The organism is Nocardia aurea (assembly GCF_003123685.1).
Taxonomy (GTDB): domain Bacteria; phylum Actinomycetota; class Actinomycetes; order Mycobacteriales; family Mycobacteriaceae; genus Nocardia; species Nocardia aurea.
This window is the reverse complement of sequence record NZ_QCYJ01000130.1, coordinates 536,209-549,324: the sequence shown is the minus strand read 5'-3', so window position 1 is coordinate 549,324 and position 13,116 is coordinate 536,209. Positions and strand designations below refer to the sequence as shown.

The window sequence follows — 13,116 nt, the reverse complement described above, 5'->3', positions numbered from 1 at the left end:
ACCGCACTGCCTACCCGGGGGTGTCTCACACGCCGCGGCACCGGTAGAACAACAATAAACTGCGACGCAGGCGTCCACATGGGGCGCGGACCCGGAGGTGCACATGGCTCGGACCGAGCAACCGGCGGCCTCGCGGCCACCGTCGGTCGGTGCCGAATCGGCGCGCAAGCACTTCGGTGGGCCGCAGGCGGTGGCGCTGCGCCGACAGTTGGACGCGGTCGATCTACGATTCTTCGCGCAGTCCTCTCCCGCCCGTCTGATTGCCCTGGGATTGCTCCTGATCGGATTGTGCCTCGCCGCGGGCGTCCTCACGGCGGGGGCGGTCGGTGAGCGTCAGCAGTCGCTCGAGGTGTTGCTCGACGACACCGAACCCGACGCCCATTCCGCCCATCGCCTCTACACGACCCTGTCGATCGCCGACGCCGCCGCGAGCACGGCCTTCATCGCGGGCGGGGTCGAGCCGGAAGTGGTGCGCGACAGGTACTCACAGGCCGTCGGCGAGGCCGCGGCGGAACTGATCACCCAGTCCGGCCACGCCGCGGGCGCGATCTCCGACACCTCCGCCGACGTCCGGCTGCGGACCGGAATCGCTACCGGCCTGCCCGTCTACACCGGCCTCGTCGAGACCGCCCGCACCAACAACCGCATCGGAAACCCGGTCGGCGCGGCGTATCTGAGCGAAGCGTCCAATCAGATGCAGACGACGCTGCTGCCGATGGCCGAGGAACTGCACGATCACCGCTCCGACGCGGTCGACGCCGCCCAGCGTCATCACGTGCGCCCGCCGTGGACGGCGATCGTGCTCCTCGTCCTCGCCGCGGGCGTATTGGTATGGGCCCAGGTCGATGTGGCCAAACGGTGGCACCGGACGTTCAACGCCGGACTGCTGCTCTCCTCCGGCGCGATGCTGATCCTGTTGGCGTGGACCGTGATCGCCGGTTCGGTCTCGGCGGCGGCGATGATCCACGGCCGAGACGACGGCGCGGTGCCTTCCTCCCGGCTGGCCGAGAGTCGCATCCTGACCCAGCAGGCCCGTTCGGCCGAAACCCTGAAATTGGTGCGCCGCGACGCGACCGGCGACTACGACCGCGTCTACGACCTCGGCACGGCCCGCCTGGAGGAACTGCTCGTCGGATATCCGGGTGACGCGCCCGCCGCCGACGAGGTACGCGACGCCCGCGCCGCACTCGACCGCTGGCGCGCGGCCCATCAGCGCATGAACGAGACGCTGGCACGCGGTGATTTCCAGGGCGCGGCCGCGGTCGCGACCGGCCCCGGCGCCGCGGACTCCGCCGCGCAGGTCGCCGCACTCGATCGCGCACTCGACGACGGAATCACTGAGACGAGGAATACGTTGCGCGCCAACATCTCCCGCGCCACCGGAATTCTGGGTTTCCTCGCGCCCGGCGCGCAGGTACTCGGCATAGCCGCCGCGGGCTACGTGCTGATCGGCCTGTGGCCGCGACTGCGGGAGTACCGGTGAACCGGGTGCGCGGCCTGCTGGCCGCCCTCGCCGTGGCCGCGCTGTTGAGCGGCTGCGCGGGTAACGCACCCGACGCGCCCGGCCGCTCCGGCGACTACACCGAACCCCCGCTGCCCGCCGACGCCGTTCCGGTGCTGACGGATATGCCGCTGCCGCCCTCGCCCGATATCCCGTGCACCGACCCGACCGCGAGTTTGCGTCCCAACGGCTCGGAGCGCGGCGCGACCCTGGACGCCATTCGCGCCCGCGGTCGCCTCGTCGTCGGATTGGACGCGGGCAGTAACCTCTTCAGCTTCCGTGATCCGCTCACCGGCGCCATCGTCGGCTTCGACGCCGATATCGCGCGCGAGGTCGCCCGCGATCTACTCGGCAGCCCGGATCTGGTCGAGTACCGCAGTCTCGGATCGGCCGAACGCGAGAGCGCCCTGCAGAATCACAGTGTGGACATCGTCGCCAAGACCATGACCATCACCTGCGAGCGACGTCAGCGCGTGGAATTCTCCACCGTCTACCTGAAAGCCGGTCAGCGGGTGCTCGCGATGAAGAATTCCGGAATCGGCGGCCTCGCCGATCTCGCGGGCAAACGGGTGTGCGTCGTGCGCGGCACCACCTCGCTCGACCGGATCCGCCGTGAACAGCCCGCCGCCACCATCCTCACCGTGCCGACCTGGGCCGACTGCCTGGTCGTCCTCCAACAGCGCCAGGTCGACGCGGTCAGCACCGACGACGCGATCCTGGCTGGCCTCGCGGCCCAGGACCCCTACACCGAACTGGTCGGCGCGAGTTTCAGCGCCGAGCCCTACGGCATCGGAATTCCCAAAGGCGCCGACGATCTGGTGCGTTTCGTGAACGCCACACTGGAACGGATCCGCAACGACGGCACCTGGGATCGGCTCTACCGGCGCTGGCTCTCGGTCCTCGGCGATGTTCCCGGCCCACCCGCCCCCGCGTATCAGGACTGAACGGTGATGAGCGAACAGCGACCCGACCTGCCTGACCCCGGCGAGAGCCGCGACGACTCCGAACACGCCGTTCCGACCATCCGCTGGTCCGACGTGGTCGCCGGACACATGGATTCGACACCCGAGCCGGAAACCCCCGCCGAGCAGCAATTCCCGGATCCGACGGAAGCGACGCAACCGCTCTACCTCGGATTCTGGGCCGAGCCGGGTGATCCGAACGCCACCGTGGCGGTGCAGAGGTCGGGTGCGGAACCGGCCGGTGCGCAAGAGCGGGGCACGGTCGCCGCGCCCCGGGAGTCGGAAGCCGCGTCGTCGAACGACCCCGCACAACCGACCGTCGCGGTCTTCGGAGCCGCTGCGCCCGCGTCGCGAGGACGGGAGGGATCGTCGGAGACCGACCCGGATGTCGTCCCTCCGTCGGTTCCCACCGATTCCGGCGCGGGGGTACCCACCGCCGATTCCGGTGCGGCCCTGCGTACCTCGGGACGCAGCGTCCGCACCGCCAGATCGCGCCCGACGGTCCGCAGGTTGGGCGCGGGCCTGGTGACGATTCCCGCCGTCGCACCCGCCGACCCCTTGGCCGCGGTCCTCGCCGATCCCATGGTCGCCGAGGGCAAACGTTTCTGCTGGCGTTGCGGCAATCCGGTGGGACGCACCACGGCCGCCCATCCGGCAAATACCGTCGGCGTCTGCGAAACCTGCCAAGCCCCTTATGATTTCCGGCCTTCGCTGCGACCGGGCGATATGGTGTCGGGACAGTACGAGGTCCAGGGCTGTATCGCCCACGGCGGTCTCGGCTGGATCTACCTGGCGATCGACCGCAATGTGAGCGACCGCTGGGTCGTCCTCAAAGGCTTGCTGCACGCGGGGGACGCCGAGGCGCAGGCCGTCGCGGTCGCGGAACGTCAGTTCCTCGCCGAGGTCGCCCATCCCAGCATCGTCAAGATCCACAACTTCGTCGAACACGCGACCCCGGACGGCACGCCCGTCGGTTTCATCGTGATGGAATACGTCGGCGGACGCTCGCTGCGCACGATCCTCGACACCTATCGCAAACCGGATCGGATGCCGGTGGCCGAGGCCATCGCCTACGTGCTGGAAATCCTGCCCGCGCTGGAATATCTGCATTCCATCGGCCTCACCTACAACGACCTCAAACCCGATAACGTGATGGTGACCGAGGATCAGGTGAAGCTGATCGACCTCGGCGCGGTCGCGACCATCGAGGCCTACGGAAATCTGTACGGCACCAAAGGTTTCCAGGCTCCAGAGATCGGCAAGACCGGCCCGACCGTCGCCTCCGACATCTACACGGTCGGACGAATGCTCGCCGTGCTCAGCCTGAACATGCCGATGGAGCACGGCCGCTACGCCGACCATATTCCCGACCCGTCCGGGCATCCGGCCCTGCTGCGCTACGAGTTCTTCCATCGATTGCTGCTGACCGCGACCGATCCGGACCCCGATCGGCGCTTCCCCTCCGCCCGGGCCATGGCCGCGCAATTGGCGGGCGTGCTGCGCGAAGTCCTCGCGATGGACACCGGCGCCGAACATCCACAGTTGTCCACAGTCTTCAGTCCACAGCGTGGAAGTTTCGGCACCGACGAACTCATCGCCCAGACCGACGCCTATGCCGACGGCATCGGCCGCAGCGCGCTGATGAACGCGAGCGATATCGTCGCCGCGCTGCCTGTTCCGCTGCTCGACCCGTCCGACCCGTCCGCCCTGTTGCTCGCCGCCGCGGTGCAACCCGATCCGAGACAGGCGCTGTCCGCCCTGGAGGAGGTCCGCGAGCGCGCCGCCGCCGATCCCGACAACGCCCCCGAGACGCTGGATCTGGAATTGTCACTGGCCGAGGCGAAGGCGCGGCTGGAACTGGGCGACACCGCCGAGGCCCGTTACCTGCTGCGCGGACTGACCGAAACCGATTGGCGCATCGACTGGTACGTCGGCCAGGCCGAGTTGCGGGAACAGAACTACGAACACGCCTTCGCGGCCTTCGACGAGGTGCTGCGCGTGCTCCCCGGCGAGATAGCACCCAAACTCGCGCTCGCGGCCACCGCAGAACTGGTTCTGCAACAATGGGATTCGGAAGATCCCGAACAGTGGCGCGCCTACGCCGAGAAGTTCTACGACACGGTATGGCGTACCGACCGCGCCGTGGTGAGCGCCGCCTTCGGCCTCGCCCGCCAGCTCGCTGGCAACGCCGACGTTCCCGAGGCGGTCGCGGCACTCGACGAGGTCCCCGCCTCCTCGCGGCACTACACCACCGCCCGCCTGACCGCGGTCTGGCTGATGCTGACCGCGGGCCCGATCGCCGATCTGGACGAATCCACCCTGCGCATCGCCGCCGCCCGAGTCGAATCCCTGCCCGCGGGCGAACACCGCGCGACCCAGCTGAAAGTACTGGTCCTCGGCGCCGCCCTGGCCTGGCTGCAAGCGGGCAACACCCCGAAATCCGACACACCCGGCCTCTTCGGCGCCCCCTTCACCGAACGCCACCTGCGCGAGGGCACCGAATCCGGCCTGCGCGCCCTCGCCCGCGGCGCCCCCGCCCGCGCCCACCGCTACGCCCTCGTCGACCTCGCCAACACCATCCGAGCCCAATCCTGGTTCTGAACGCTCTGCCGAGCGACGGAAATGCTCCGGGGTGATACCCACGGGATCTCATCCCTGAGGATGACCCAAGAGAACACCTTCTGGTGACGCTCGGGCGGGCGCGATGCGCAATGCTGGGGGGCATGATCGAGCTGAGGGGCCTGACCAAGCATTACGGGCAGACCGTCGCGGTTCAGGATCTCTCCTTCACCGTCCGTCCTGGACAGGTGACGGGGTTTCTGGGACCGAACGGCGCCGGTAAATCGACGACCATGCGAATGATTCTCGGGCTGGACAAGCCCAGCTCGGGGGTCGCGCTCATCAATGGCAAGGCGTATCGGGAGCTGGACCACCCGTTGAACGAGGTCGGTGCGCTACTGGACGCGAAATGGGTGCATCCGAATCGCTCGGCGCGCGCGCATCTCCAGTGGCTGGCGGCCTCGAACGGAATCGCGAAATCCCGGGTCGAGGAAGTGCTGCGGCTGGTCGGCCTCTCGGAGGTGGCGGGCAAGAGCGCGGGCGGATTCTCGCTCGGCATGGCGCAGCGGCTCGGCTTGGCAGGCGCGCTGCTGGGTGATCCGAAGGTGCTGCTGTTCGACGAGCCGGTGAACGGCCTCGATCCGGAGGGGATCCTGTGGATCCGCCGGTTCATGCAGCGTCTGGCCGCCGAGGGGCGCACGGTACTGGTATCGAGCCATCTGCTCTCGGAGATGGCGCAGACCGCCGAACATCTGGTCGTCATCGGGCGCGGTCAGTTGATGGCCGACACCACGACCAAGGAATTCATCGAACGGTCCTCGGAAATGGCTGTGCGCGTGCGCAGTCCGCAACTCGACCAATTGCGCAGCCTGCTGACCTCGAACGGGATGACGGTCAAGGAGGACGGCCAGGGCAAGGAAGGTCCCGCGCTGATCGTGGCGAATGTCAGCAGCGACGACGTGGGCAAACTGGCGGGGGCGAACGACATCACGCTGTTCGAACTGTCGCCGCAGCGGGCCTCGCTGGAGGAGGCGTTCATGCGGATGACCGGCGGTGCGGTGCAGTACCACGGTGAGGGTGTCGACCAGGTGATGGGAGGTGCGCTCTGATGGGCGTATTGGCGGCGGAACGGATCAAACTGACCTCGACGCGGTCGCCGTGGTGGTGCACGGCGCTGTTCGTGGTGGCGACACTCGGGATCGCGGTGCTTTTCAGCCTGGTGCTGAAACTCGGTGTCGAGCAGTTCAACCAGGATATCGCCGAGGGTAAACAGCCCGCGACGACCAATCCGTATCCGGACAACGCGATCGCGGGACTCGGTATCACCGGTGTCGCCGACGGATTCCCGGGATTCGGGTACATCCTGGTGATGATTCTGGCGGCTCTGGCTGTGACCAGCGAGTACCGCTTCGGCACCATCAAAGCCACATTTCTCGCGCTGCCCAACCGGGCGTCGGTGCTGTTCGCCAAAGCGGGACTGATCGGCGTGGTCGCGGCATTGCTTTCCGCGGTTCTCACCTTCGTCAGTTTCTTCATCTTCAAGGCGCTGATCGGCAACGACGCGGGCCGTTTCCTCAGTCTGTCCGACGGTGACAACAAGGTGTTCTACGCGGTGCCGGTCTTCGTGGTGCTCGTGGTCTTCCTGTCGGTGGGGGTCGGAGCGCTGATCCGGCAGTCGGCGGGTGCGCTGTCACTGTTGATCGTGTGGCCCGTGCTGGTGGAGCCGATCGTCGGCGCGTTCGGCGAGACCGGCCGCAACATCAAAGTGTTCCTGCCTTTTCAGAACGCGGGACGTTTCATCGGTACCGCCGACAACACCCTGCCCTGGCACTGGGGACCCTGGGGTGGCCTGCTCTACTTCGCGGCCGTCGTCGCGCTGATCTTCGGCGCGGCCATCTACTTGGTGAATCAGCGCGACGCCTGATTCCTGGAACTACCCGAGTCGCACTCCCTCGCCACTCGGGTGCCGGGGTCCGGACCTTGTCGGGAGGTTTCCGGACTCCGATCGCAGCGCCCACCACTGCCCGGTGGTCGATGCGCTACCGGCCCGGTGCGAACTTCTCCTTCGCGCCGGGCCGGTTTTTCGCTGCACACGGTCGTCGGCGCGTGAATTCCTTGATAACTGTGACTGACGGTACTGTTAAGCGTGTCGGGTGGCCTGTAGCATCGTGTCAGCAACCTTCACGTTATCCATCGGCGGACCCAACGATGTGCTCGCTCCGTGCGATAGAGAGGTGTCCGGTGGCGATGATCGGTAATCGGCCGACCGACGGTCGGCTGGGCTACGCTCGCTCCGTGAGCGAGACACCTTCCGGCGGTGCGGAGTCCGTGCCGGAGACGGGGAAGCGCGACGAGATCGCGCCCGAGGTAGTGATTCCCTTGACGCCTGCCGACGAGATTCCGAATTCCCGCAGGTCGACGCAAAGTTTTCGACGCGCGCAGTTCTCCACGCTGATGAACGCGGCGAATCAGCGTCCCGATCTGATCGACGCGCTGCGCAAGGCGCGTGAACAACTTCCCGGCGACCCCGCTTTCGGTGACCCGCTGTCGGTTTCGGGTCCGGGCGGGGCGCGCGCGGTGGCTCGTGCCGCGGACCGGATCGTCGGCGATACGCCCAGCGCGGCCCGGGAGATCGGCTTCGGCGCGTTGCAGATCTGGCAGGCGATGTTGGAGAGGGTCGGTCGCGGAAAAGGTAGCGAAGAAGTAACTGTTATGTTTACCGACCTGGTCGCTTTCTCCAAGTGGTCGCTGTCCGCCGGTGACGGGGCGACGTTGGAACTGCTTCGCGGGGTCGCCAAGGCCATCGAGCCGCCGATCGCCGACCGCGGCGGTCACGTCGTCAAGCGCATGGGTGACGGTGTGATGGCGGTATTCGATTCGCCCGACCGCGCGGTCGGCGCCGCGATCCAGGCCAAGCGCAATCTGGAGAAGGTCGAGGTCGGCGGCTATACGCCGAGGATGCGCGTCGGCCTGCACACCGGTTCACCGCGCGAGATCGGCGGCGATTGGCTCGGGGTGGACGTCACCATCGCGGCCCGGGTCATGGAGGCGGGCGGCAACGGTCACACCATGCTGTCGGAGGCGACCCTGGACGCGCTGCGGCCGGAAACCCTGGCCCAGCTCGGGATGGGGGTCAAACCGTATCGTCGTAGCTTCTTCGCGGCTCCGATGAGCGGCGTGCCGGAGGATCTGCGGATCTTCCGGCTGTCGCGCGGCTGAGGCTCAGAGCCACCAGACGATCGCCGCGCCCGCCGCGAGTGCTCCGCAGACGGCGAGCGCGATGGCGAGCGGGCGCGTGGTCTTCCACAGCGAGTACGCGCCGCCGAGCAGAAAGCCGGACAGTGCGAGCAACAGGATCACGGTGACTTCGCCCGACATGGCGCCCATCTTGCCCGTGCGGCTGTGCGGTACCTGCACCGGCCCGGAAAAAGTGCCGCTGAACTGCGGGTTCATTTAACAAGCACGCAAGCTTGATTTTTTCTGTGCCGGATGTGATGCTGGTCATCGGAACGCGAACACCTCCGGCGCGGTAATGCGGCCGCGTGCGGACGGTTCGCCGCACAGGGAGGCCTCCAGCTCATGAGTATGCTGGCCGCCGATCCGGATGTGATCCGAATCGGCAACTGTTCCGGTTTCTACGGTGATCGGCTCGGTGCGATGCGGGAGATGCTCGAAGGTGGGCAGCTCGACGTGCTCACCGGCGATTACCTCGCCGAACTCACCATGCTGATCCTGGGCCGGGACCGGATGAAGGATCCCGGCCTCGGCTATGCCAAAACCTTCGTCACCCAGATCAAGGATTGCCTGGGGCTCGCGCTGGAACGCGGGGTACGCATCGTCACCAACGCGGGCGGTCTGAATCCGGCCGGGCTGGCGGAGAAACTGCGCAAGGTGGTCGCCGATCTCGGGTTCGACGCGCGGATCGCCTACGTCGAAGGTGACGATCTGCTCGGGCGCACCGACGAACTCGGCCTCGGCGCACCGCTGACGGCCAACGCCTACCTCGGCGCGTGGGGTATCGCGACATGTCTGGAGTCGGGCGCGGATATCGTGGTCACCGGCCGGGTCACCGACGCCTCCGTCGTCGTCGGACCGGCCGCGGCGCATTTCGGCTGGGGCCGAACCGATTACGACGCGCTCGCGGGCGCGGTGGTGGCCGGACACGTCATCGAATGCGGCACCCAGGCCACCGGCGGCAATTTCGCCTTCTTCACCGAACTCGCCGATCTCGGTCGCCCGGGTTTCCCGATCGCCGAGATCCGCCGGGACGGAAGCAGTGTCGTCACCAAACACGACGGCACCGGCGGCGCGGTCACCGTCGACACCGTCGCGGCGCAGCTGATGTACGAGATCCAGGGCGCGCGCTACGCGGGCCCCGATGTCACCGCGCGGCTCGACACCGTCGAACTCGCCCCGGTGGGGACGGATAGGGTGCTGATCAGCGGTGTCATCGGCGAGGCGCCGCCGCCGCGGCTGAAGGTCTCGCTCAATACCCTCGGCGGCTTCCGCAACGAGATGGAATTCATCCTGACCGGCCTCGACATCGAGGCGAAAGCGGCACTGGCGCGACGACAGCTGGAATCCTGGCTGCCCGAGCGACCCGCCGAATTGGAGTGGACGCTCGCCAGGTTGGACCGTCCGGACGCCGAGACCGAGGAGCAGGCCAGCGCGCTGTTGCGCTGCGTGGTCCGCGATCCCGACCCGAACAAGGTCGGCCGCGCCTTCTCCGGCGTCGCGGTGGAACTCGCGCTCGCCAGCTATCCGGGATGCAGTTTCACGAGCGTGCCGGGAAACGGCGCGCCGTACGGCGTGTACCGGCCCGGCTATGTGGACGCCGCCGAGGTGCCCCATATCGCGGTGCTGCCCGATGGCAGTCGCGTGCAGATCACGGCGTCCGAGCAGACCCGTGCGCTCCAGGACGTGGAAACCCCCGAGCTGCCGGAACCGTTGCCGGCGAAGGAGTTCCGTCGCGTTCCGCTCGGCGCCATCGCGTTGGCGCGCAGCGGCGACAAGGGCGGTGACGCGAATGTCGGCGTCTGGGTGCGCACCGACGAACAGTGGCGCTGGCTGGCACACGCGCTGACCGTCGAGCGGCTGAAAGAGCTTCTGCCCGAAACGCGTTCGCTCACCGTCACCCGGCACGCGCTGCCCAATCTGCGCGCCGTCAATTTCATCATCTCCGGTCTGCTCGGTGCGGGCGTGGCCTATCAGGCCCGTTTCGACCCGCAGGCGAAGGGGCTCGGCGAATGGCTGCGCTCCCGGCATATCGATATCCCTTTGGAGTTACTGCCATGAATCCGATATCGCGAGGCGTTTCGACGCGGGCCCGGCGATCGGCCGGCCTGTGGTGAGCCCGTGGAACACCCCCGAACGGCGCGAATTGCGCGCCACCGTCAGGGGTTTCGCGGAGCGGGAAGTGCTGCCCTACCTCGACGACTGGGAGCGCGACGGCGAAATTCCCCGTGAGCTGCACAAGAAGGCGGGCGCGCTCGGACTGCTCGGCATCCAGTTCCCCGAGGCGGTCGGCGGTTCCGGCGGCGACGGCATCGACGCCATGATCGTCTGCGAGGAGCTGCACCAGGCGGGCGGTTCGGGCGGACTTTTCGCCTCGCTGTTCACCTGCGGTATCGCGGTGCCGCACATCATCGCCACCGGTGACGAGGACCTGATCGAGCGTTTCGCCCGGCCCACCCTCGCCGGGGAGAAGATCGGCTCGCTCGCCATCACCGAACCCGGCGGCGGCTCCGACGTGGGCCACCTGACCACCACGGCGCGCCGCGACGGGGACCACTACATCGTCAACGGCGCGAAGACCTACATCACCTCGGGATGCCGCGCCGATTTCGTCGTCACCGCGGTCCGCACCGGCGGGCCGGGCTCGGGCGGGATCTCGCTGCTCGTGGTGGAGAAGGGCACGCCCGGATTCACGGTCAGCCGCAAGCTGGACAAAATGGGCTGGCGCGCCTCCGATACCGCCGAATTGTCCTACGTGGACGTGCGGGTTCCGGTGGAGAATCTGGTCGGCCCGGAGAATTCCGGGTTCTTCCAGATCGCGGGCGCTTTCGTCAGCGAGCGCGTCGGCCTCGCCGTGCAGGCGTATTCGCAGGCGCAGCGCTGCCTCGATCTGACCCTGGAATGGGTGCGTGCTCGCGAGACCTTCGGCAGGCCGCTGATCAGCAGGCAGTCCGTGCAGAACACGGTCACCGAGATGGCGCGGCGCGTCGATGTGGCACGGGTTTACACCAGGGACGTGGCCAAGCGCAGCGCCGAGGGCGAAACGGATCTGATCGCCGAGGTGTGCTTCGCCAAGAACACGGCGGTCGAAGCGGCGGAATGGGTCGGAAACCAGGCCGTCCAACTCTTCGGCGGACTCGGCTACATGCGCGAATCCGAGGTGGAGCGGCAGTACCGCGATATCCGCATCCTCGGAATCGGCGGCGGCACCACCGAAATCCTCACCGGATTGGCGGCAAAGCGATTGGGGTACCAGTCTTGAGCACGTTGCGCAGCACCCTCGACAGCGCCTCGCCGGAATACGGCGCGGCGGCCGAGGCGATGACGGTCAAACTCACCGAGATCGAGGCGGAATTCGCCAAGGCGATCGCCGGTGGCGGCGCCGACAAACTCGCCAGGCACCGCAAACGCGGCAAACTCACCGCCCGCGAACGCATCGAACTGCTCATCGACGAGGATTCCCCGTTCCTGGAACTGTGCCCGCTCGCGGCCTGGGGCAGTGAATTCCACGTCGGCGCGAGCGTCATCGCGGGAATCGGCGTCGTCGAAGGGGTCGAATGCGTCATCGTCGCCCCCGATCCGACCGTGCGCGGCGGCACGTCCAATCCGTGGACGCTGCGAAAAAACTTGCGTATCAACGATATTGCGATGGAGAACCGGCTCCCGGTCATCGGGCTCGTCGAATCCGGCGGCGCGGACCTGCCGACCCAGAAAGAGGTCTTCGTCCCCGGTGGACGGATGTTCCGCGATCTGACCCGGCTGTCGGCGGCGGGCATTCCGACGATCGCGCTGGTCTTCGGCAATTCCACCGCGGGCGGGGCCTATATCCCCGGCATGTCCGATTACACGGTCATGATCAAGGAGCGGTCCAAGGTTTTCCTCGGTGGACCGCCGCTGGTCAAGATGGCGACCGGTGAGGAATCCGACGACGAATCCCTCGGCGGTGCGGAGATGCACGCGCGCGTTTCGGGACTGGCCGATTATCTGGCCGCCGACGAACAGGACGCGATTCGCATCGGCCGCTCGATCGTGCGGCGGTTGAACTGGACCAAGAAGGGGCCGAGCCCGCGCGCGGAGGTCATCGAGCCGCTGTTCGACCAGGAAGAACTGCTCGGCATCGTGCCGTCGGATCTGAAGATTCCCTTCGATCCGCGCGAGGTGATCGCCCGCGTGGTCGACGGGTCGGATTTCGACGAGTTCAAACCCCTCTACGGCAGCAGCCTGGTCACCGGATGGGCCGAATTGCACGGCTACCCGGTGGGCATCCTCGCCAACGCGCGCGGCGTGCTGTTCTCCGAGGAGGCGCAGAAGGCCGCGCAATTCATCCAGCTGGCGAATCAGAAGGACACGCCACTGCTGTTCCTGCACAACACCACCGGCTACATGGTCGGCAAGGAATTCGAGCAGAAGGGCATCATCAAACACGGCGCGATGATGATCAACGCGGTCTCCAATTCCAGGGTGCCGCATATCTCGCTGCTGATGGGCGCCTCCTACGGCGCGGGGCATTACGGCATGTGCGGTCGGGCCTACGATCCGCGTTTCGTCTTCGCCTGGCCCAGTGCGAAATCCGCCGTGATGGGCGCCGCGCAACTCGCGGGCGTCGTCTCCATCGTCGGCAGGGCGGCGACCGAGGCCCGGGGTATGCCCTTCGACGAGGAGGCCGACGCCGGGATGCGCGCCATGATCGAGGCGCAGATCGAGGCCGAATCACTGCCGATGTTCATGTCGGGACGGCTCTACGACGACGGCGTGATCGACCCGCGCGACACCCGAACGGTATTGGGTATGGCCCTGTCGGCCATCCACAATGCCCCGATCGAAGGCGCCGACGGCTTCGGCGTCTTCCGGATGTGAGGC

At 67.4% G+C, this 13,116-nt stretch carries 10 protein-coding genes; 9 read left to right on the top strand and 1 reads right to left on the bottom strand.

Annotation, left to right across the window (positions count from 1 at the left end; translation table 11 throughout):
* Nucleotides 1-103: 103 nt before the first annotated feature.
* From DAT37_RS34440 to DAT37_RS34415, 6 genes are all read left to right on the top strand, one after another.
* Nucleotides 104-1,483, top strand: coding sequence for a hypothetical protein (locus tag DAT37_RS34440; protein WP_109529028.1), 1,380 nt, complete (start codon nt 104-106; stop codon nt 1,481-1,483).
* Nucleotides 1,480-2,445 (top strand): glutamate ABC transporter substrate-binding protein, encoded by a 966-nt coding sequence (locus tag DAT37_RS34435; protein ID WP_109529027.1) that lies wholly within the window; start codon nt 1,480-1,482, stop codon nt 2,443-2,445. Before DAT37_RS34440 ends, DAT37_RS34435 begins: the two co-directional genes overlap by 4 nt.
* Nucleotides 2,446-2,451: 6 nt before the next feature.
* Nucleotides 2,452-5,064, top strand: coding sequence for a serine/threonine-protein kinase (locus tag DAT37_RS34430; protein WP_232840169.1), 2,613 nt, complete (start codon nt 2,452-2,454; stop codon nt 5,062-5,064).
* 122 nt (nt 5,065-5,186) lie between these two features.
* Entirely contained in the window at nt 5,187-6,131 is a 945-nt protein-coding gene (locus tag DAT37_RS34425) for an ABC transporter ATP-binding protein (RefSeq protein WP_109529169.1), read from the top strand.
* On the top strand, nt 6,131-6,946 hold the full coding sequence (locus tag DAT37_RS34420; protein WP_109529026.1) for an ABC transporter permease: 816 nt from the start codon (nt 6,131-6,133) through the stop codon (nt 6,944-6,946). Before DAT37_RS34425 ends, DAT37_RS34420 begins: the two co-directional genes overlap by 1 nt.
* A gap of 530 nt (nt 6,947-7,476) precedes the next feature.
* Nucleotides 7,477-8,241, top strand: coding sequence for an adenylate/guanylate cyclase domain-containing protein (locus tag DAT37_RS34415; protein WP_232840190.1), 765 nt, complete (start codon nt 7,477-7,479; stop codon nt 8,239-8,241).
* Nucleotides 8,242-8,244: 3 nt separating this feature from the next.
* Here the strand turns inward: DAT37_RS34415 and DAT37_RS34410 are convergent, their stop codons facing one another.
* On the bottom strand, nt 8,245-8,475 hold the full coding sequence (locus DAT37_RS34410) for a hypothetical protein (protein ID WP_109529025.1): 231 nt from the start codon (nt 8,473-8,475) through the stop codon (nt 8,245-8,247).
* 126 nt (nt 8,476-8,601) lie between these two features.
* Between DAT37_RS34410 and DAT37_RS34405 the strand changes: the two genes are divergently transcribed.
* The 3 genes from DAT37_RS34405 to DAT37_RS34395 are packed head-to-tail and all read left to right on the top strand — an operon-like array spanning nt 8,602 to nt 13,113.
* On the top strand, nt 8,602-10,317 hold the full coding sequence (locus tag DAT37_RS34405; RefSeq protein ID WP_109529024.1) for an acyclic terpene utilization AtuA family protein: 1,716 nt from the start codon (nt 8,602-8,604) through the stop codon (nt 10,315-10,317).
* Between the two features lie 52 nt (nt 10,318-10,369).
* Nucleotides 10,370-11,518: an acyl-CoA dehydrogenase family protein gene (locus tag DAT37_RS34400; protein ID WP_109529167.1), complete on the top strand. Its 1,149-nt coding sequence runs from the start codon at nt 10,370-10,372 to the stop codon at nt 11,516-11,518.
* Nucleotides 11,515-13,113, top strand: a complete 1,599-nt coding sequence (locus tag DAT37_RS34395) for an acyl-CoA carboxylase subunit beta (RefSeq protein ID WP_109529023.1) — start codon at nt 11,515-11,517, stop codon at nt 13,111-13,113. Before DAT37_RS34400 ends, DAT37_RS34395 begins: the two co-directional genes overlap by 4 nt.
* Nucleotides 13,114-13,116: the final 3 nt, after the last annotated feature.